At 39.3% G+C, this 22579-nt stretch carries 18 protein-coding genes; 9 read left to right on the top strand and 9 right to left on the bottom strand.

The annotated features are described in order from the left end of the window. Nucleotides 1–4: 4 nt before the first annotated feature. The 4 genes from BQ4443_RS01995 to BQ4443_RS01980 form a co-directional block, all read right to left on the bottom strand. Nucleotides 5–493 (bottom strand): CvpA family protein, encoded by a 489-nt coding sequence (locus BQ4443_RS01995; protein ID WP_023950053.1) that lies wholly within the window; start codon nt 491–493, stop codon nt 5–7. A gap of 2 nt (nt 494–495) precedes the next feature. Next, nucleotides 496–1563 (bottom strand): SPOR domain-containing protein, encoded by a 1068-nt coding sequence (locus tag BQ4443_RS01990; RefSeq protein WP_071057904.1) that lies wholly within the window; start codon nt 1561–1563, stop codon nt 496–498. A 17-nt stretch (nt 1564–1580) separates the two neighbouring features. Continuing rightward, on the bottom strand, nt 1581–2891 hold the full coding sequence (folC, locus tag BQ4443_RS01985; RefSeq protein WP_071057903.1) for a bifunctional tetrahydrofolate synthase/dihydrofolate synthase: 1311 nt from the start codon (nt 2889–2891) through the stop codon (nt 1581–1583). A 77-nt stretch (nt 2892–2968) separates the two neighbouring features. Then, complete coding sequence (locus BQ4443_RS01980) at nt 2969–3514, bottom strand: cytochrome b (RefSeq protein WP_071057902.1); 546 nt, start codon at nt 3512–3514, stop codon at nt 2969–2971. Between the two features lie 131 nt (nt 3515–3645). Between BQ4443_RS01980 and mutM the strand changes: the two genes are divergently transcribed. After that, nucleotides 3646–4461, top strand: a complete 816-nt coding sequence (mutM, locus tag BQ4443_RS01975; protein WP_023950061.1) for a bifunctional DNA-formamidopyrimidine glycosylase/DNA-(apurinic or apyrimidinic site) lyase — start codon at nt 3646–3648, stop codon at nt 4459–4461. Nucleotides 4462–4565: 104 nt separating this feature from the next. On the opposite strand, the gene lpdA is transcribed toward mutM, so the two are convergent. The 3 genes from lpdA to aceE form a co-directional block, all read right to left on the bottom strand. Next, on the bottom strand, nt 4566–6338 hold the full coding sequence (lpdA, locus tag BQ4443_RS01970) for a dihydrolipoyl dehydrogenase (protein ID WP_071057901.1): 1773 nt from the start codon (nt 6336–6338) through the stop codon (nt 4566–4568). 14 nt (nt 6339–6352) lie between these two features. Then, entirely contained in the window at nt 6353–8026 is a 1674-nt protein-coding gene (aceF, locus tag BQ4443_RS01965) for a dihydrolipoyllysine-residue acetyltransferase (protein ID WP_071057900.1), read from the bottom strand. Nucleotides 8027–8088: 62 nt separating this feature from the next. Further along, on the bottom strand, nt 8089–10776 hold the full coding sequence (gene aceE / locus BQ4443_RS01960) for a pyruvate dehydrogenase (acetyl-transferring), homodimeric type (RefSeq protein WP_071057899.1): 2688 nt from the start codon (nt 10774–10776) through the stop codon (nt 8089–8091). Between the two features lie 295 nt (nt 10777–11071). Between aceE and BQ4443_RS01955 the strand changes: the two genes are divergently transcribed. The 5 genes from BQ4443_RS01955 (at nt 11072) to BQ4443_RS01935 (ending at nt 17181) form a co-directional block, all read left to right on the top strand. Next, nucleotides 11072–12826: a PAS domain-containing sensor histidine kinase gene (locus tag BQ4443_RS01955; protein ID WP_071057898.1), complete on the top strand. Its 1755-nt coding sequence runs from the start codon at nt 11072–11074 to the stop codon at nt 12824–12826. Then, a complete protein-coding gene (locus BQ4443_RS01950) occupies nt 12816–13433 on the top strand; it encodes a response regulator transcription factor (protein WP_071057897.1) in 618 nt (205 codons plus the stop codon). Before BQ4443_RS01955 ends, BQ4443_RS01950 begins: the two co-directional genes overlap by 11 nt. 18 nt (nt 13434–13451) lie before the next feature. After that, complete coding sequence (folD, locus tag BQ4443_RS01945; RefSeq protein ID WP_071057896.1) at nt 13452–14309, top strand: bifunctional methylenetetrahydrofolate dehydrogenase/methenyltetrahydrofolate cyclohydrolase FolD; 858 nt, start codon at nt 13452–13454, stop codon at nt 14307–14309. Nucleotides 14310–14497: 188 nt separating this feature from the next. Continuing rightward, on the top strand, nt 14498–16555 hold the full coding sequence (locus BQ4443_RS01940; RefSeq protein ID WP_071057895.1) for a M3 family metallopeptidase: 2058 nt from the start codon (nt 14498–14500) through the stop codon (nt 16553–16555). A 26-nt stretch (nt 16556–16581) separates the two neighbouring features. Next, the gene (locus tag BQ4443_RS01935; protein ID WP_083331826.1) at nt 16582–17181 is read left to right on the top strand and encodes an SCO family protein; all 600 of its coding nucleotides are present in this window, start codon (nt 16582–16584) and stop codon (nt 17179–17181) included. Between the two features lie 87 nt (nt 17182–17268). Here the strand turns inward: BQ4443_RS01935 and BQ4443_RS01930 are convergent, their stop codons facing one another. Further along, a complete protein-coding gene (locus BQ4443_RS01930; RefSeq protein ID WP_071057894.1) occupies nt 17269–19044 on the bottom strand; it encodes an SLC13 family permease in 1776 nt (591 codons plus the stop codon). 184 nt (nt 19045–19228) lie between these two features. Between BQ4443_RS01930 and rpsT the strand changes: the two genes are divergently transcribed. Beyond that, entirely contained in the window at nt 19229–19492 is a 264-nt protein-coding gene (gene rpsT / locus BQ4443_RS01925) for a 30S ribosomal protein S20 (protein WP_023950071.1), read from the top strand. 355 nt (nt 19493–19847) lie between these two features. On the opposite strand, the gene BQ4443_RS01920 is transcribed toward rpsT, so the two are convergent. Beyond that, nucleotides 19848–20138 (bottom strand): DUF3579 domain-containing protein, encoded by a 291-nt coding sequence (locus BQ4443_RS01920; protein WP_023950072.1) that lies wholly within the window; start codon nt 20136–20138, stop codon nt 19848–19850. Nucleotides 20139–20292: 154 nt separating this feature from the next. Here BQ4443_RS01920 and argF point away from each other — a divergent pair, with 154 nt between their 5' ends. After that, nucleotides 20293–21216: an ornithine carbamoyltransferase gene (gene argF, locus BQ4443_RS01915; protein WP_371128771.1), complete on the top strand. Its 924-nt coding sequence runs from the start codon at nt 20293–20295 to the stop codon at nt 21214–21216. Between the two features lie 65 nt (nt 21217–21281). Beyond that, nucleotides 21282–22499 carry an argininosuccinate synthase gene (locus tag BQ4443_RS01910; protein ID WP_071057893.1) on the top strand — a complete coding sequence of 406 codons (1218 nt, stop codon included), beginning with the start codon at nt 21282–21284 and terminating at the stop codon, nt 22497–22499. Nucleotides 22500–22579 lie beyond the last annotated feature (80 nt).

The following is a 22579-nucleotide window of genomic DNA, read 5'->3' as shown; positions in this document are numbered from 1 at the left end:
AAAATTAATACGGTAAATATGTTGAGAATTCAGCAGGAACATATGTCTTTAAATGATTAATCGCATCAACAACAATTCCTGAAAATTTTGCATTTTGCCACCAAGTTGATTGAGGCAAATCAGTATAGCCGAGTAAAATAGCCACCACTAAAATAATAATAACACCTCTAGCAAGGCCAAAAATTAACCCTAGACCATTATCTGCTGGACCTAAACCAGCGTATGAAATCATTGAGCTTAATGTAATATTAAGCAAACCCACCAATAATAGTACACCTATAAATACAACTGCATAAGCTATTGCCGTACTGACATAATGATTATCAAATAAACTCTGAAACCATGGGATAGCCCTTGGTCCCCACATCATGGCAGCATATCCAGCAGCAACATAAGCAATTAACGAAAAGGCTTCTTTCAAAAACCCTCGCATAAAGCCTAATAGCCCAGAACAAGCCAACACAGCCAATACTACATAGTCAAACTCTGTCACGCTTAATTACCTGTAATAAAACCACTATGACCTAATCCACGTAAACGAGTTAAGGCAGCTTGAGCGGATTCTTGACTGGTAAAAGGTCCTACTCGTAAACGATAAGTCTGTTTACCATTAACTACGGCACTTTGCACAAAAGCATTAGACACACCTGCGCTACTTAAGCGATCACGTTGTGCTCTAGCTTCATCAATTGAAGAAAATGCCCCAACTTGAACATTTAAACGAGTATTGGCTGTCGTTTCTTTAGCTGCTGATTGTGCTTTAGAGAAACTTGCACTTGTCGTTTTCTCTGCAGTTGGTTTACGTCCTTCTAGCAATGCTAACGCAGCGCTACCATCATCTGTACGTTTAACATTATCAACCGTATTGCCCATTTTGGGAGCTGCTTTAGGTTTATCTGTTGGTTTATTATCAGCAACTTTATTTTCAGGTTTTTTCGCTACTTTATTTGGTTGTGTTGGTTCAGTATTTTTAGTTACTGAAACTTGATTATCTGACATCTGTTGCGCTACTGATTTTGGTGATACTTCCACTTCAGTTTTGCTATTTCCCGTCGTGTTAGATAGCTGATTAGATGTATCTTGTGCTACTGACGTTGAAGGTACTGATGTAGAAGAGTTACCTTTAGTTGATGGTATTCCTGTGCCAACAGCATTTGCAACGCTTTGAGGAATTTCTTCTGTGCCAGTTGCTCCTGTGTTTGTATTAGCTGTTGTCGATTCAGCTGGTGTTGTTTGTACAGTACCTTCATTAACATTTTGACCCGATGCTACACCAGGTGCTGTAGAAATAGAAATAGCTCCCGTTGAACCATTTTTATTATCCCCACTAGGTGCTACCAAAGGTGCTTGACCTTCCTGTATCACTGTAGAGATTGGTTTGTCATTTGAAAAAATAAACGGTAACAAAATAACGCCTAAAATAGCTAAAACTACGGCACCAATAAGCTTACTTTTTGCTTTATATCGTAAATCACTATCTTGATGTTCAGCTTGCGCAGAGCGTGGAATCGGTCTGCGTTGAGTCATGTGTGTACGTGATGAGTTTTTATTAAATAATCCCATTTCAATCCTTTAATTGATTAAAGTGATGAGTTGTTTGTCTGATTGATATAGTCCAATACAGCAGAAACGGTTAAAAAAGAACCAAATACAACAATTCTGTCATTGTTTTTTGCTTTTTCTTTGACCTTTTGATAAGCCTCTTCTGGAGAAGCACATACTTCTACTGTCGGTAAACCTTGGCTATCTTTAGGTAGGTTTGTATTGATGATGTCGGCTAATTCCTGCCCTTTTCTTCCTCTAGGACCTGGCAAGTCGGTAACATACCAATAATCAACAATGCCTTTAAATTTTTGAATAACTTCTACAGCATCTTTGTCTTTCAGCATACCTAAAACTGCATAGGTATAAGGAAAATAAGACATACTATATAGGTTATGTGCTAATACTGCTGCCGCATGAGGATTATGAGCAACATCTAGAATCGTTGTTGGTTGACCTGGTAAAATTTGGAATCTACCAGGCCAAGTTACAAGTAACAACCCTTCTCGTATTGCTTGAATTGGAACCGCTAAATGCGGCTTAAGTGCTTCAATTGCCGCCAAAGCCGCCGATGCATTAAGCAACTGATTTGCTCCTCTTAGCGCAGGATATGCAAGAGCACTTTTCCTACCACCTCTACCAGCAAATGCCCACTGCTGTTTATCCCCATCATAATTAAAATCACGACCAAACAGCCATAAATCAGCACCGATTTCTTTAGCATAATTAAGTAAACTTTCAGGAGGCTCTGGATCACTACAAATAGCGGGTTTGCCAGTTCTAAAGACATGAGCTTTTTCCCAACCTATAGCTTCTCTCGTATTCCCCAAATATTCGGTGTGATCAATATCCACACTAGTCACAATCGCACAGTCAGCATCAATCAAATTAACCACATCAAGACGCCCACCTAAACCCACTTCAAGAATAGATATATCTAATTCTGCTTCTTTAAAAAGTAAGAATGCTGCCAGTGTTGTATATTCAAAATAACTTAATGTGATATCCCCTCGTGCAACTTCAATTTCAGCAAATTTTGCAATAATTGCCTCATCTGAAGCATACTCACCATTAATACGAATACGTTCATTAAACTTAATCAAATGTGGCGAAGTATACATACCTGCTTTATAACCCGCAGATAAATAAATCGCCTCTAACATAGCACAAGTTGAACCTTTGCCATTTGTACCTGCAACAATGATTTTTTTACCATGCCATTGATTTAACCCCAGCTTGTCCGCTACTGGACGTATTCTCTCTAGACCTAAATCAATTGTTTTGGGATGAAGAGTTTCTAAATAAGTAAGCCACTCTTGTAAAGAACTATGTAGTGTTGGAACAGACATAATAAATATAGGCTGTGTAATGCAGAAAAGTCTACATTTTAACACAGCCTTACCATGGAATTGAGTATTAAATCATTTTAGTGACCCATCATTCTAGATAATGTACGGTCTTTTAAAACGACGTGATGATAAAGGGCTCCAACAATATGCAATACCAACATAATAATTAACACTACTGGCAACGTTTCATGCATATCATGAGCAAAACCTGCTAACGAGGGATTCAATGCTACCGCCTTACCGTCTACTATATTAGAAGCAAAAATTTCAGCACCAAACACATTTAAACCACGACCCGCAGCCACTGACATACACATACCACTTAAAGGTAATAAGACAGTGAGCAATATCAGTATCCAATGGGTAACTTTTGCAAGGGTTAGATTCCACTGCGGCACTCCCATATTCACAGGAGTAGGCCATCCTTCTTTAATACGCCATAATATTCTACAGGTAGCTACGACAAAGATAATTGCACCAATAGATTTATGTAAACCACTATATTCCTTAAAATCATCTAGTAAGAAACCGAATATCAACATACCAATCATGGCTAAAGCAATTAACCAGTGGAAAAAACGCGTTACAAAACTTAAATTTGTAGTTGTTGAGCCATTATTCATAATATATCCTATAAAATCTATTGAGACATAAACCAACTTTAGTTTAATCCAAATATAAGTATTAAACTTACACTAAGAAAAAAACTTATTTCAACCCTATACTAAACGTGAATAAAATATTGGTTTAACAGATGCCCGAATTACCTGAAGTGGAAACCACCCTACGTGGAATTACCCCTTACATCCTCAACAAAAAAATATCATCAACTATTATCCGACAGCCTAGACTTCGCTGGCTGATTCCCGATAATCTTAATGACTTATTATGTCAAAATAAAGTACTAGGCTGTACACGACGAGCAAAATACTTGTTAATCCATTTCAATACAGGTGACCTAATTATCCATCTAGGTATGTCGGGGAGTTTACGCATTTTTCACTCCCCTATACCATCTGCATCAAAACATGACCATGTAGATATTATTTTTGAGGACGGTACTGCTCTTCGCTACCACGATCCTAGACGATTTGGTGCCATTTTATGGAATGATTTAAATCAACAGCATACATTACTTAGTCAACTAGGACCAGAGCCACTTAGCGATGACTTTAATGGTGATTATCTTTATGACTGCTTAAAAACCCAAAAACGACCAATTAAAACAGCCTTAATGGACAATTCTGTTGTCGTTGGTGTGGGTAATATCTACACGAATGAAAGCCTATTTCATGCCAAAGTTCGCCCCACTCGCCCGGCTAACCGTCTAACCAAAAAAGAGTGTGTTCGCCTGGTAGAGTGTGTTAAAGATGTATTGGAGAAATCCATTGCACTAGGAGGAAGTACTCTCAAAGATTTTGTTGATAGTGACGGAAAAAGTGGTTATTTCCAGCAAACATATTTTGTCTATGGTCGTGATGGTCAACCCTGCAAAATTTGTCAAACACCTATTCAAAAAACGACTATTGGGCAAAGAGGGACATTTTTTTGTAAAAAATGTCAGCGTTAAATAGGATAACAGCAACTGGCTCAAAATTATGTTCACTCTGAATACTCAAAAGGCTCTAGTCATCTAACCAGAGCCTTTTTTACTACCACTCAACGAATTAACGCTTAACGTTTTTTCTGCGGGGGTAAGTCAGTACAACTACCATGAGCTACTTCTGCTGCCATACCGACTGACTCTCCTAGCGTAGGATGTGGGTGGATCGTTTTGCCAATATCCGTAGCATCTGCCCCCATTTCTACCGCCAAGCAAATTTCACTAATCAAATCACCCGCATGCGTGCCCACAATCGCACCACCAAGTAAGCGATGAGTTTCCGCATCAAAAATAAGCTTAGTAAAGCCTTCGTCACGACCATTGGCAATAGCACGACCTGAGGCAGCCCATGGGAATACCCCTTTCTCAATTTTAATGCCTTGTGCTTTCGCTTGATCTTCAGTTAGTCCAACCCAAGCCACTTCCGGATCAGTAAATGCAACGCCCGGAATTACACGAGCATCAAATACTGTTTTTTGTCCTGCAATAACCTCTGCCGCTACATGAGCCTCATGTACAGCTTTATGAGCTAGCATTGGTTGTCCAACGATATCACCTATGGCAAAAATATGAGGCACATTTGTGCGCATCTGCGCATCCACAGGAATAAAACCTCGTTCATTCACAATAACGCCAGCCTTGTCAGCAGCAATTTTTTTACCATTTGGAGAGCGTCCCACAGCTTGTAAGACTAAATCATAACGTTGTGGTTCTTTAGGAGCACCTTCCCCTTCAAACGTCACATAAATACCATCACTCTTAGCCTCTGCACCAACAGTTTTGGTTTTGATCATAATATTATCAAAACGATGTTCATTCTTTTTCTGCCAGACTTTAACCAAATCGCGGTCAGCGCCTTGCATTAAACCATCCATCATTTCCACAACATCTAATCTCGCTCCTAATGCAGAATAGACTGTACCCATCTCTAAACCAATAATACCACCGCCAATGATAAGCATTTTTTGTGGAATAGATTTGAGAGCCAATGCACCAGTTGAATCAATAATACGATCATCCTCTGGTAAAAAAGGCAATTTCACCGATTGACTACCCGCAGCAATAATAGCATTTTTAAAAGCAACTTCCTGTGTACCGCCTGCAGTAAGTTCTACGACAAAATGGTGATCATCTTTAAATTGTGCTGTGCCCGTAATAATCGTGACTTTACGTGCTTTAGCCATACCACTTAGACCACCTGTTAATTTGGCTACTACATTATCTTTATAAGCACGCAGTTTATCTAAATCAACAGTAGGCTCAGCAAAACTAATACCATTTGCAGCTAAATGTTTAGCCTCTTCCAAGACAGCGACATTGTGTAACAACGCTTTAGATGGAATACAACCTACATTTAAGCATACTCCACCCAGGGTCGAGTAGCGCTCAATTAAGGCTACTTTTAAACCCAAGTCTGCCGCTCTAAACGCCGCAGAGTAGCCACCAGGACCTGCTCCTAGCACCACCACATCATAGGCATCATCACCTGCATGAGACTTCACTCCTGTAGGTGCAACAACGGCTTGTTCAGTTGTTTTTTGGGGGCTAACATCAGTCTTAGCTACTGATGTTTCTGTCTTTGGGGCTGGTGCCTGTTGAGCTGTAGCAGAATCTGCCTCTACAGTAAGTACAACACTGCCCTGCTTCACTTTATCACCTAGCTTCACATTAATAGCCTTGACAACACCACCAACATCAGCAGGGATTTCCATCGATGCTTTATCGGATTCAACAGTAATCAAGCTTTGCTCTGGTTTGATGGTATCACCCACGTTAACCAGAATCTCAATGACCTCAACCTCATCAAAATCGCCAATATCTGGCACTTTAATTTCTGTACTCATATTAGCTACCCCTCTTACACTAATGCACGACGGAAGTCGCTTAATAATTGAGACAAGTAAACATTAAAACGAGCGGCAGCTGCACCATCAATGACTCGATGATCATATGACAATGACAATGGCATTGTTAAGCGTGGTACAAATGCTTCACCGTCCCATACTGGTTTTTGATATGAACGACTCACGCCAAGAATAGCAACCTCAGGCGCATTGATAATTGGTGTAAAATGAGTACCGCCAATACCACCTAATGATGAAATAGAGAAACATCCTCCTTGCATTTGTGCTGGTGATAATTTGCCTTCGCGTGCTAATTTAGCCAACTCGGCTGTTTCCTTAGCAATATCTGAAACTGATTTTTTATCTGCATCTCTAATCACAGGAACCACCAAACCATTCGGTGTATCTGCAGCAAAGCCAATATGGTAGTACTCTTTTAAAACAAGATTATCGCCATCTAAAGAGGCATTAAATTCAGGGAATTTTTTCAGACATTGAACAACAGCTTTAATCAAGAAAGCTAGCATAGTGAATTTCACACCAGCCTTTTCATACTCTTTATTCAATTGTACGCGGAAAGCTTCTAAGTCAGTAATGTCTGCTTCATCGTTATTAGTCACATGAGGAATCATGACCCAGTTACGATGTAAATTAGCACCAGAAATTTTCTTAATCCGAGAAAGAGGTTTAGTTTGAATTGGACCAAATTTAGTGAAATCAACTTTAGGCCAATCCAAGACAGATAAACCACCACCGACAGTACTACTTCCAGCATTCACATTATTATTAGGTGCGACAGATAATGCCGCTTTAACAAAGGCACGTACATCATCTGCCGTAATTCTATCTTTACGCCCAGTACCTTTAACCTGTGTTAAATCAACGCCTAACTCACGTGCAAATTGACGAACAGAAGGAGAGGCATGAGGTAAGTTTCTATATTCTGTACCACTCAATGCATAAGACGCTGTTGGTGATTGACGCGGAGGCTCAGCTGATGCTTGAACCGGTGCTGAAGCAACTTTAGGGCTAGACTCTATTGGTGTTGGCTCTGTAGGCGCCACATTAGCCGTGTTCACTACAGGGCTAGCTTGAGTTGATTCAACCTTAGCAATTAAAGTTCCTTTCTTAACTTTATCACCTACTTTCACCTTCAATTCAACAATTTTACCTGCATGACTTGAAGGTATTTCCATTGAAGCTTTATCTGACTCTACAGTAATCAAGCTTTGTTCTTCTTTGATATCATCACCAACGGCAACCATCACTTCTATGACATCTACCTCATCAAAGTCGCCAATATCTGGAACTACTACATCTACTAAACCACCTGCTACAGAGGCTTTCTCAGGTGCAGATGCAGTAGCGATAACTGGCTCAGCTACTTTTTCCTGTACTGCAGGTGTCGCTGGGTTTTCTGCTTTTGTTTCTGTGGTGGAGACATTATCATTTGCTTCCACCTCAAGAATAACGCTACCTTGCTTAACTTTAGCACCAACATTGACGGCAATGGATTTAACAACACCAGCTGTATCGCTAGGAATTTCCATAGATGCTTTATCAGATTCTACAGTAATCAAACTTTGCTCAGTAGCAATAGTATCCCCTACCTTGACTAACAGCTCAATGACTTCAACTTCATCAAAATCACCTATATCAGGTACCTTGACTTGTACTAATTGACTCATTCTCATATTCCTTTTGGTGAGGGCAAAGAAACTTGCTTCACTTTGCCCAAATTCAATTAAATTTACGCGTGATGTGGATTAGCTTTATTGACATTAATGCCATATTTAGCAATCGCTTCTTGCACTTTTTCAGCAGGTAGTTTACCTTCATCAGCCAATGCTTTTAAGGCAGCAATAACCACAAAATAACGATCCACTTCAAAGTGATTACGTAATTTGAAACGGAAATCTGAACGACCAAAGCCGTCTGTACCTAATACTCGATATGTACGGCCAGCAGGGATAAACTCACGAATTTGATCAGCAAAGATCTTCATGTAGTCAGATGATGCAATCACGGGACCTTGAGTATTTTGCAACTGTGTAGTGACAAAAGGAACTTTTGGTGTAGCAGTTGGATTCAATAAGTTTTCACGATTACAATCCAAACCGTCACGACGTAGCTCTGTAAAGCTTGGGCAAGACCAAACATCAGCAGCTACACCCCAGTCTTTCTCTAACATGAGTTGAGCTTCTTCTACTTCACGTAAGATGGTGCCTGAACCTAATAATTGGACACGTAAGTCACCTACCGCACCCTCTTTAAGTTTATACATACCTTTAATAATGGCTTCTTCATCACCCTCTTTAAGACCAGGATGAGCGTAGTTTTCGTTCATCAATGTGATGTAGTAGAAAACATTTTCTTGATCTTCAACCATACGTTTTAAACCGTGTTGCATAATCACAGCAACCTCATGTGCATAAGTAGGGTCATAAGAAACACAATTTGGAATTGTAGAAGAAAGCATATGACTATGACCATCTTCATGCTGTAGACCTTCACCATTCAATGTTGTTCTACCAGCCGTACCGCCTAATAGGAAGCCTCGTGCTTGCATATCACCTGCCGCCCAAGCAAAATCACCAATACGTTGGAAACCAAACATTGAATAATAAATAAAGAATGGGATCATAATGCGGTTGTTGGTCGAGTACGATGTCGCCGCTGCAATCCATGAACACAATGCCCCTGCTTCATTAATCCCTTCTTGTAGCAATTGTCCGTTGGCTGTTTCTCGGTAATACATCACCTGATTTTTATCTACAGGCACATATTTTTGACCTTCTGGTGCATAAATACCGATTTGACGGAATAAACCTTCCATACCGAAAGTGCGAGACTCATCAGATAGGATAGGTACAACACGTTCACCTAAGTCTTTATCACGCAACAATTGATTTAAGAAACGCACAAATGCTTGCGTTGTTGAAATACTACGACCCTCTGTCGTTGGCTCTAAAATTGCCTTAAACACATCTAAGTTCGGTACTTTGAATTTCTCTTCAGCACGCTCACGACGACGAGGATAGTAACCACCTAATTTTTCACGGTGTTCACGTAAATACTTCATCTCAGCAGAATCTTCTGATGGTTTGAAATATGGGATTTCACTAATTTTGTCGTCTGGAATAGGAATATTGAAACGGTCACGGAATTCGCGAACGGCTTCATCATCTAGCTTTTTCTGTTGGTGTGCAGGGTTCTTACCTTGAGCGACTTGACCTAAACCGTATCCTTTAATTGTTTTAGCAAGAATTACTGTTGGTTGCCCTTCGGTTTTCATTGCCGCATCAAACGCCGCATACACCTTATTAGGGTCATGACCACCACGATTTAAACGCCAAATTTCTTCATCGCTCATTCGGCTAACCATTTCTAATGTACGTGGATCTTTACCAAAGAAATGCTCACGCACAAAAGCACCGTTATTCGCTTTATAGGCTTGGTACTCACCGTCAACGGTCTCTTCCATAATTTTACGTAAAGCACCAGATTTATCACGTGCTAACAGTGGATCCCAATAACTACCCCAGATAAGCTTAATAACATTCCAACCACTACCACGGAAATCACCCTCTAATTCTTGGATAATTTTACCGTTACCACGAACTGGACCATCTAGACGTTGCAAGTTACAGTTAATCACGAAAATTAGATTATCTAATTTCTCACGTGCCGCTAAACTGATTGCACCTAAAGATTCTGGTTCATCCATCTCACCATCACCGCAGAAGCACCATACTTTACGTTTTGAAGTATCCGCAATACCACGTGCATGTAAATATTTAAGGAAACGTGCTTGATAAATTGCCATCATTGGGCCTAAACCCATTGATACTGTCGGAAATTGCCAAAAATCTGGCAATAATTTTGGATGCGGATAAGAAGGTAGACCTTTACCGTCAACTTCTTGACGGAAATTATCTAATTGCTCTTCTGAAATACGTCCTTCTAAAAAGGCACGCGCATAAACACCTGGTGATGAATGGCCTTGGAAATAGACTAAATCACCACCATGATCCTCTGTCTCTGCATGCCAGAAGTGATGCTGACCGCAACCAATCATAGTAGCTAACGAAGCAAAAGAAGCAATGTGACCCCCTAGGCTACCACCGTCATCAGAATCAATACGGTTTGCACGAACAACCATCGCCATCGCATTCCAGCGAACATAAGCTCGAATGCGAGCTTCTAGCTCTAAGTTACCTGGATTAGGTGGCTCCAGACCTGGCGGAATTGTATTAACATAAGCCGTATTTGGAGAATAAGGAATATTTGAGCCAGAACGACGAGCAAGATCTGTTAATTGCTCAATAATAAAGTGTGCTCTCTCCGGACCTTCTCTATCAAGAATCGCTTCTAAAGCTTCTAACCATTCTTTGGTTTCTACGGCATCTACGTCTTGTGTTTTTTCATTCGTAGCCATGCATTGCTCCTATTAAAATCGTTTTTTTGTTTACAAGTCACCCCCAAAGAAAAAGCCTTAACGCCTTTCTCATAGGAAACTCAACTTATTCACCCGATTATGCCATACTTTTATGACGCTAATTAAGATTAAATACTTCTTTTTTTTATATAATGAGATTGATTACCATATTATGAGAAACTTATACCTCATTGATGCTTTATATAACTAGCAATATATTAATTTCGCAAAAGCACACAATGACGATACGTGTTTTTGTACAATTAGAAAATCTAGGAAAGATTAAAAAAACATTATGAATGACCACAACCACAAGAACTTAATCAGTAAGTCGCTGAACTATGCAACAAAGCCTCGACGTTTTTATTGGATTGCACCAGTTTTCGTGATTTTGCTATATACAGTCGTCATGATTGCATTTTTTAGTCTACAAAAAATTCAGACTAATCTATTACCCTATTTTGTCGATAATAACGAAGGATTGCAACGACTATTAAACCTCATTATTATTGCCTTATCTGTTCTAATTATTTTCAGTTTATTCCTGATGTGGCGATTTAACAGTCAACGTGCGAATACTGAACAAGCGCTTGAAACTGAAACTATTTTCCGACGAGCGATGGAAAACTCCATGTCCACAGGGATGCGAGTGATTGATATGCAAGGACGCATCATCTATGTCAATCCGGCTTTTTGTCGCCTCATTGGTTGGGATGAAACTAGCTTGGTAGGGTCTACTCAGCCATATCCTTATTGGATTCCCGGTAAACACCAAGAACATATGCGCACCATGGAACTAGTATTAACCGGCAAAACGCCAAGTTCTGGTCTAGAGCTTGAAGTCCAACGCCGTGATGGAACACACTTTACTGCTCGTATGTATGTTTCTCCCATGCGTAATCCTGACGGTCATCAAATAGGTTGGATGACCTCTATGACAGACATTACTGAACCTAAACGTGTACGTGAAGCACTTTCCGCCGCACACGAACGCTTTATGACCGTATTAGAAAGTTTAGATGATGCTATTTCAGTCGCTGCCGATACGCCTAATGGAATTGAAATTCTTTTTGCTAATCGTACCTATCGCCGTTTATTTGGTTCCCAACCCTATGGACACCAAGAACTCCTAAAACAAAGCAAAGAAAATATTGATGGAGTAAACCAATACTTTATCCCTCTAGTTAATATTTGGTTTGAAGTCCATCATCGCACGCTAAGTTGGACTGATGGACGAAAAGTTAGACTACAAGTTGCCCGGGACATTACCGAAAGATTAAAATTTGAAGAAGAATCAAGAACTCAACAAGAAAAAATTCAAATTACGAGTCGTTTAACAACAATGGGGGAAATGGCCTCTACGTTAGCACATGAGTTAAACCAACCATTAACGGCTATTGTTAACTACAATACGGCAGCCATTGGCCTATTGAAAGCAGGTCAAACTGATAACCCAATGCTAATTACTGCGCTAGAAAAATCAGCCTCACAAGCTGAACGTGCTGGCAAAATTATTAGTCGTATTAAGGCTTTTGTCAAACGCAGTGATCCACGCAGACAAAAAGTCTCTATTAATCGCATTCTATCAAATACCTTAGACTTAGCAGAATTAGATGCCCGTAAATATGGTAAGCAAATTGACTGTCATATTGAAGAAAATCTCCCCGATGTATTTGCGGATCCTATTCTTATCGAGCAAGTCTTACTCAATCTGATTAAAAATGGTCTAGAGGCCATGCAACAGAGCGAAGAACCCGCTATCAAGGTTTTTGTAAAAAAAGTCGATCGGCACGCTGAAGTATCCGTTGTGGATCGTGGGCATGGGCTCAAAGAACCAGATAGACTTTTTGAACCCTTTTTTAGTACCAAAACAGAAGGTTTGGGCATGGGATTAAATATTTGCCGAACCATTATTGAATCTCATAATGGTCAATTATGGGCAACTTCTAACCCAGAAGGTGGTACTATATTTACGTTTAAAATACCCTTTGCTTATACAGATAGCAAAGATAAATTAACCACAGTAGAGGAAATCAATAATGACAAATAGCAGTAGCACTATTTATATTGTAGATGACGATGATGCCGTAAGAGACTCCTTACGTTTCCTATTAGAAACCAATGGACATGAAGTGCTAACGTTTGCTAGTGGTGAAGAATTCCTCGAAAAATATGATCCAACTATCGTTAGTATTCTTATTACCGATGTCCGTATGCCAGGGATGACAGGATTACAATTACAAGAAGAACTCAATGCTCGTAAAGCCAATATTCCTATTGTATTCATCACGGGTCACGGCAATGTACCAATGGTTGTAAACACCATGAAAAAAGGTGCTGTAGATTTTATCGAAAAACCTTTCAATCTAGCCGATATCCAAGAAGTAATTTCTAACTTAACACGTGAGGCTATTGAACGTGCATCTGTTGCTCAAAGCCAACGTGCTAATGAGGAATTACTCAACCGCTTAACTTCTAGAGAGCAACAAGTCCTTGGTAGAATTGTAGCTGGTCGTTTAAACAAACAAATTGCTGATGATTTGAACATCAGTATCAAAACAGTAGAAGCGCATCGAGCAAACGTCATGGAAAAGCTACAAGTATCTACTGTGGCTGACCTGATGAAAGTGGCTCTGCACGCCTCTAATAATCAATAGTATTTTTAAAGGATTATTATGTCAGCAGCTATCATTGATGGTAAAGCACTTGCCAATTCAATTAAACAAAATTTAAGTGAAAGAATCCAACACCTAAAAGCAAACCACATTACCCCTGCTCTCACTGTCATTTTAGTAGGAGATGACCCTGCATCAGCAGTTTATGTGAATAGTAAACACAATACCTTCACTAGCTTGGGGTTGAAAAGTGAGGTGTTGCGTTTTCCTGCTGAAATTACGCAAGAACAATTGCTAACTGAAATTCGCAAACTCAACCAACAGAAAGATTTACATGGTATTTTAGTGCAACTACCACTACCTAAACATATTGATACCAATACAGTCATCGATACTATTGCACCCGAAAAAGATGTTGACGGTTTCCATGTGAGCAATGCTGGTGCCTTGATGACAGGCAACCCACGCTTTATTCCTTGCACGCCATATGGTGTGATGAAAATGCTTGAAGCACAAAAAGTAAATCTACGTGGCGCTGAGGCTGTTATTGTAGGTGCTAGTAATATTGTTGGTAAGCCTATGGCTCTATTGCTGCAAAAAGAAGGCGCAACCGTCACTATTTGCAATTCAAAAACCAGAGATCTAGCTGCACATACAAAACGTGCTGATATTCTTGTGGTAGCCACTGGTCGAGCAGAAATGATTACCGGCGATATGATTAAACCGGGCGCTGTTGTCATTGACGTAGGAATTAATCGTATGGCAGATGGTAAATTAAAAGGCGATGTAGAGTTCTCATCTGCATCAGAAGTGGCAAGTGCCATCACACCGGTTCCTGGGGGCGTAGGACCTATGACAATCGTCATGTTGCTGGTTAATACAATTGAATCAGCAGAGCGCTCTTTAAAAACAGCCTAACACCCCTATCTTATAGTGTCATAACGGTGGTTTATTTTCTTCTAGAAGAAACCACCCTTTAGCTTTAGCAATAAGCCCTTCTCCACTTTAGAAGCATTCGTTGATTCATAATCAAGTTAATTTTAACTCTAGGGCTAAAGCACAATTAGTACACGACAATAAAACTTATCAATTCAGGCAAGAATACAATGACAAGCAATAATCCATTACTCGTTCCAGTCACAGAATTTATCGATTATTCCTCAATAAAAACCGAGCATATCGTCCCCGCCATAAAACAGTTATTAACTGAGAACAAAGCGCTTATTGAAGAAATCGCTGCAAAACCTGCCCCATTGACATGGGACAGTTTTGTAGAGTTTCTAGCCGTAAATTCTTCACGATTATGGCGCGCATGGAATGTCGTAAATCATCTTAATTCAGTGGTAAATACGCCTGAATTAAGAGCCGCCTATAATGAGATCTTACCAATTATCACTGAATATTCAACATGGATAGGCTTAAACAAAGACCTTTATCACCACTATAAAGCCTTACATGATTCAGCAGAGTTTGACACATTAAGTCTCAGCCAACAACGCGTGATTACACTTGCTCTTCGAGATTTTAAATTAAGTGGTGTAGAGCTTGAAGGAAGTGATAAGGAACGTTATGCACAAATTAGCGAGCAACTTGCTAATACATCACAAAAATTTAGCGAAAACTCTTTAGATGCAGTTGATAATTGGGCACACTATGTACTTTCTAAAGATGAGCTAGCTGGCATTCCTGAAGATACCTTAGTTGCTGCCGCTGAGGCGGCTAAAGCCGAGGGCAAAGATGGCTATAAATTTACCCTAAAGATGCCGTCTTATCTTCCTGTTATGCAATATGCACAAAATGGCAAGCTACGTGAAATTATGTACCGTGGTTATAGCACTATTGCCTCTGACCAAGGTGATACCCGTTTTGATAACTCTGACAATATTGAACAATTATTAAGTTTACGCCAAGAAGAATCACACTTGCTCGGGTTCAAAAATTTTGCCGATATGCAGTTGGAAACACGTATGGCTAACACAGCAGAACAAGTTATCAGCTTCTTACGTGATTTAGCCAGTCGAGCCAAACCTTATGCCTTAAAAGATATAGATACACTCAAAGCCTTTGCTAAAGAAAAATTAGCCATTGACTCATTAAATCCATGGGACTATGCCTATGTGTCCGAGCAGCTAAGACAACAAAAATACGCCTATTCTGATGAAGAAATCAAACAATATCTCCCTGAGGATACTGTATTAAAAGGCTTTTTTGCTATTGTTAAAACGCTTTACCAAGTTGATTTTGCTCCTATTGCTATTTCAACATGGCATCCTGATGTCAAGGCTTTTGCCGTACAAGACAATAACCAAACCATTGGATACATTTATTTCGATCTTTATGCCCGTGTAGGCAAGCAAAGTGGCGCATGGGTTGGCTCTGAAAGAAGTCGTCATGTGTACAATGACACTACTATTACCCCCGTGGTCTATTTAACATGCAACTTCACACCACCAACAGCAAATAAACCTGCTCTTTTATCTCCAGATGACCTAATCACCCTATTCCATGAAAGTGGGCATGCACTACATGCGTTATTATCCAAGGTTAAAGAGCCTGCCGCTTCTCCTTTCTCTAGCGTGGAATGGGATGCTATCGAACTCCCTTCTCAGTTTATGGAAAACTTTGTATGGGAATGGGAAGTAATGGAGCCAATGACTCGTCATTGGGAAACCAACCAAAAACTACCTCATGATTTGTTTGCAAAAATGCTAGCTGCCAAAAATTTCCAAAGTGGTATGCAAACTGTTCGACAAATCGAATTTGCTCTTTTTGATATGCTTATCCACCAAAAAACAGAGAAACTAACCATCCAAGATGTACTAGATATCTTAAATCAAGTACGCCAAGAAGTAGCTGTTATTATTCCTCCCACATGGAATAGATTTCCTCATAACTTCTCTCATTTATTTGCTGGAGGCTATGGGGCTGGTTATTATAGCTATAAATGGGCTGAGGTTTTATCAGCTGATGCCTATAGCCTATTCGAAGAAAACCGCACTCCACAAGGTAGTACTGTCAATCCTGATATTGGACGTCAATTCAAAGACAAAATTCTAGCGGTAGGAGGTTCTATGCCTGCAGCGGAATTCTTTAAAGCTTACAGAGGTAGAGATCCTCAACCAGAGGCATTATTGCGTCATAATGGCATGCTAGAGAATATTTAACCTTATGATATTAATTGAGGATTAAAATGTTTAAAATCAAAACAATTTTTACAGCTCTCTCTTTATCAGCGAGTTTGTTTTTAAACACAGCCGTATTAGCTGAAACTACTATTTATGATATTAAGGGAAACTTACCTGATCTAAAATTTGATCTCAAAAAAATTGATAATGACCATTTCACCGAAAAAAACTTACAAGGTAAAGTAGTTCTCGTTTTTTTTGGTTATGCATCTTGCCCTGATATTTGCCCTACGACTATGGCTGAATTGAGTGAGCTTAGAAACTCACTAAGCAAAGAGCAAATGGAAGCAATGCAAATTGTATTTATCAGTGTTGATCCTCATCGTGATACACCAAAAGTACTACAGGCCTATGTGGATGCATTTAATAACGGTGCTATAGGTTTGACAGGCACTGAAAAAGAAATTGCTGATATTGCTAAACGATATCGTGTTGCCTACCAAATTGGTAAGCCTAAACCTGGGGATGATTCCAATAATTATGAGGTGATGCACGCTCAAGGCATTTATATCTTTGATCGTGATGGCAAGGCACGTTTACTGAGTTCTAATGGTGAGGACACTGATAAAATCAAGCAAAAACTAGAGACTTTGTTTAACGATTAGTTATTTGCTAGCAAGCTTCTTAAAAGCTTACCCACTGAAAAATGCCATAACTTGACAAATTTGCAGGTTATGGCATCTATTCTTTACCTATGGTGATGGGCTAAATGGCCAAAATATAGGAATCAATATAGCGCCTAAGACTAGGTAAATCAGATTCAGTGGCAACCCCACTTTTAAGAAATCAACAAATCGATATCCTCCCGCACCATAGACCATAGTATTGGTTTGATAACCTACAGGGGTCATAAAACTAGTAGCCGCTGCAAATGCCACTGCAACAATAAAGGGGCTAGCATCCACTCCTAATACCTTGGCAGTGGAAACGGCAATTGGTGTTAATAGAACAGCTGTTCCCGCATTACTCATAAACTCAGTTAAAATCATCGTCATTAAATAGAGAATAATTAACACTACCACAGGCCCAAACCCTTGCACATTCCCCAAGGTATTATCGACAATAAACTGTGCTGCCCCGCTATTTGCCATCGCTTGCCCCAAAGGTAGTAATCCTGCTAACACAATAATAATACGCCAATCAATACTATCATAAGCGTCTTCAGCCGATAAACAGCCAACCATTACCATCGCTACAGCACCTATTAGCGAAGTAATCACAATAGGTACTATATTCAAAGCCGCCAATAAAATTACTGCCCCCATCACAAATAAAGCAAACTTAGCTCGCCAATTTTTACCCTGCCGAACACTACCCTCTGACAGCAAAATAAAGTGATTATCCTGTCTCAAATCGCTAATATCGATTTCAGGCAGCGTTAATAATAAAATATCACCTACTCTTAAAGAAATATCACGCAAACGATCTCTAACCACATTTCCTCGTCGCTGAATCCCCCATACTCGACAATCTTTATTCCATAAACGCATCAATAAAGATGCATTAGTACCAATCCATTTTGAATTAGGCGCAATCATCACTTCTGCTATTCGTAATTGATTTTGTTTATCTTGACTATTCAAGTCTTGATACTCTGAGCTATGTGCTAATTCATATTTAGCGACCAATTTTAAAATATCTTCAACCTCTCCTCGCACCAATAAAATATCATTCTCTTGTAATTCTTGATGAGACGGTGTGGATAGCTTCTCACCATTACGCAATAAACCAAGAAGATAAACATTAAAATTTTCATTCAATTTTTCATCACCCGCTAATTTATTAATCAGTGGTGATGATGCAAGTATTTTTAGCTCTACAACATACTTTCCAAATCCCAACTCATCTTCAATTTTCGCATGTGTATCAGGCAGTAACCATTTGCTGATAAAGAGTAAATAAATTCCACCAACTACTAAAAAAATTACTCCCATTGGTGTGAAATCAAACATCCCAAACCCTTTGTGACCTTGCTGAATCGCAATAGAATTCACTAATAAGTTTGTCGATGTTCCTATGAGAGTTGATACTCCTGCCATTTGTGACACAAATGATAGAGGAATCAACGCTTTTGATGGCGATAATTTGATTTGCTGACAAGCAGAAATGACTATTGGGATAAATACAGCAACTACAGCTGTGTTATTCACAAAAGGAGATATAACAGAAGTAACTATAAGCAAAATCAATAAAAAAACCTTTGCTGATTTGGCTTTGCCTAATAAAGCACCAATACCATCCAATGCGCCACTATTTTGCAAGCCTGTCGCCAATACAAACATAGCTGCCACGGTAATAGTAGCTGAGTTACTGAATCCTGAAATAGCTTCATCAACTGAGATCTGATTAGTTATAACTAATAAAGCCAATACTATTATGGCTACAGCATCCATACGGATTTTTTCTGTCGCAAACAATATAACAGCCAAGAATGTTATTATTAACGTCACAATTATATTTATATCCATTCATCACTCCTTCGGCAATCCATTATAAAAATAATAGATGTCTCCGTAAAAGAAGATTAAAAAATCACAGTTTTTACTCCTAAACTTAGGTTTTTAGACAACAAAAGTGCAAAATCCTTGCGTTATTAAATACTTACTGTTAGAATACTAGCTTTGCTGAATTAACTTAATAGAAGATACACATATGGCCAATACTGCCCAAGCTCGTAAACGTGCTCGCCAAGCTGTAGCACAAAACAAACACAACTCTAGCTTACGTTCTTTATTACGTACATCAATTAAGCGCGTTCGCCAAGCTATCGAAGCTGGTGACCAAGCTAAAGCGAATGAAGTTTTCTCTCGTGCAACTAGCGTAATTGATCGCGTTGCTGACAAGAAAATCATTCACAAAAACAAAGCTGCTCGTCATAAAAGCCGTTTGGCTGCAGCTATTAAAGCCCTAGCTTAATTCTCATTGCTCACATATTAAGTTGTGCGCAGATAAGTCCTCTATAAATAATTATCTACGCTAGGGTTCAGCATAAAAAAGACGCTATTTTGACATGGCGTCTTTTTTCTTTCTTGATTTTTTGAGGTCTGAATCATACGACTTTCTCTCAATATAATCACTCCCCCTCTTTTACCCTTGCTTTATTTTTAGCATTCTCTATCTTTATGCGCTTCCAGTTCGCCTTATTTCTTCTCTCTATATCAGCGATTTTCTGAAAAAATTATTTCTCCCTTTTATTCTTTTAACGTCATTAAAAAAGCCCTTAAGTAAATACTTAAGAGCTCTCTAAATTTAACATAAAAAGAATGAACCTTTAATCAAACTCAGGCTCACCTTTTAACTCAATAGTAAGGTCATTATCTACAGCAAAATCATTAACGAACTTCCACGCTCTAGGCTCTAATTGACGAAGACGTTCGTCAACTATCAAACATTTATTCCCATTAAAATCACTGGGAATAACATAAGGTGAATAAGCAATATGGCTTTGCTGCAATCCTGGCGGACGAAATTGTGCCATTACACCTGCCAAACGCTCTGCCCAGTCACTGGGGCGAAATTTTTGACCTTTTTTGGTCAGACCAATAATGATTAATTGTTGCACTTCTTCTACTCTGCATCAATAGACATGTTATTTTATTCTATTTACACAAGAATTTCGACAAAATTTGGCATAATTGTTTATTATTAATATTTACGCTTTCAAATTCTTACTTTTTACTTTTATTGCTATGTCACTTCAAACCACCAGTGCTCCTATGCGCCATTTTTTACAATTAACTGATTTTTCTGCTGCTGAAATACTTTATGTATTAACACGTGCTCACTACATTAAGCAAAAATTCAAACGCTATGAGCCACATATGCCTTTACATGACCGAACCTTAGCCATGATTTTTGAAAAAGCTAGCACAAGAACTCGAGTATCTTTTGAGGCTGGCATGTATCAAATGGGAGGTTTAGTCATTAACCTAACCTCTAATGATAGCCAACTAGGCCGTTCTGAACCGATTGAAGATACGGCCCGTGTCGTCACACGTATGGTTGATATTGTAATGATCAGAACCTTTGAGCAATCACGCTTGGAGCGTTTTGCCGCCCACTCTCGTGTACCTGTTATTAATGGGCTAACAAACGAATATCACCCATGCCAAATTCTAGCTGACTTATTGACTTACATTGAGCATCGAGGTTCAATTCAAGGCAAAACAGTCGCATGGATTGGCGACGCCAACAATATGGCTTATACCTGGCTACAAGCAGCACAGCTATTAGACTTTAAATTGCATATTTCTGCACCTAAAGGCTATCAGCTAGACAAAGAGCGTATTGCTTCTATTAACCCTAAACATTTCCAAGAGTTTGATGATCCGATGCAAGCAGCAACCAATGCCGACCTCATTACCACAGACGTATGGACTAGTATGGGTTATGAGCAAGAAAATGAAAAACGTCGTCAAGCCTTTGCTAACTGGATGGTTGATCAAGAGATGATGTCTCTAGCCAATCCTGATGCTTTATTTATGCATTGTTTACCCGCTCATCGTGGAGAAGAAGTCAGTGCTGAAGTGATTGATGGCCCACAAAGTGTGGTTTGGGATGAAGCAGAAAACCGTTTACATGTACAAAAAGCCTTAATGGAATTTTTGTTATTGGGCAAAAAAGAAACACCGAGTTTTTAATGTTTTTTTTGTTACTAAAGCGTAAAATAATTTGATTAATAACTCCTTGATGAGAGAAAATAGATATGAGCGATATTAAAAAAGTTGTACTTGCTTATTCTGGTGGTCTAGATACATCAGTCATTCTAAAATGGTTACAAGATACGTACCAATGTGAAGTAATTACGTTTACAGCAGATATTGGTCAGGGTGAAGAATTAGAACCAGCACGTACCAAAGCACTTAAATTTGGTATTAAACCAGAAAATATTTTTATTGATGACTTACGCGAAGAATTTGTACGTGATTTTGTCTTCCCTATGTTCCGTGCCAATGCGATTTATGAAGGCGAATATTTATTAGGTACATCAATTGCTCGTCCTCTTATTGCTAAGCGTCAGATTGAAATTGCTAAACAAGTAAATGCAGATGCCGTTTCACATGGTGCGACAGGTAAAGGCAATGACCAAGTTCGCTTCGAATTGGGCTACTATACATTAAACCCAACTATTCGTATTATCGCTCCATGGCGTGAATGGGATTTACTCTCTCGTGAGAAGTTACTTGCTTATGCAGAAAAAGCAGGTATTGAAGTCGATATGAAACATAAACAAGGGGGGGCTCCTTATTCAATGGACGCAAACCTTCTGCATATTAGCTACGAAGGTAGACACCTAGAAGATCCAAAGGCAGAAGCCGAAGAAAGCATGTGGCGCTGGACTGTGTCACCAGAAAAAGCACCTGACACGCCAGAATACATTGACTTAGAATACGAACGTGGTGATATTGTTGCTATCAACGGCATCAAGTTAAGTCCAGCTCAAGTATTAACTAAACTAAATGAACTTGGTGGCAAACATGGTATTGGCCGTTTAGACCTAGTAGAAAACCGTTATGTTGGCATGAAGTCACGTGGTTGCTATGAAACCCCTGGCGGTACAATTATGCTAAAAGGTCATCGTGCTATTGAGTCTATCACACTAGATCGTGAAGTGGCTCACCTAAAAGATGACTTAATGCCTCGTTATGCATCGCTTGTCTATAATGGCTACTGGTGGTCTCCAGAACGAAAAGCTTTACAAGTATTGATTGACCATACTCAACAATTCGTGAATGGCTTTGTGCGTTTAAAACTTTATAAAGGTAATGTATACACTGTTTCTCGTGACTCAAAAGATAGCCTATTTGATAAAACAATTGCTACGTTTGACGATGATGGTGGTGCATACAACCAAGCTGATGCTGGTGGTTTTATCAAACTAAATGCACTACGCATGCGTATTGGTACAAAAGCAGGACGATAAACCAGAGGCTTGAGGACTACACATCGAATTTAAAAAATAGTTCTCAACAAACCACTTCTTAACAATGAACTGTACCTCAT

This window comes from Pelistega sp. MC2, assembly GCF_900099475.1.
Taxonomy (GTDB): domain Bacteria; phylum Pseudomonadota; class Gammaproteobacteria; order Burkholderiales; family Burkholderiaceae_B; genus Taylorella; species Taylorella indica.
Note: the sequence above shows the minus strand (reverse complement) of the source record. Positions and strands in the feature narration are given on the sequence as shown.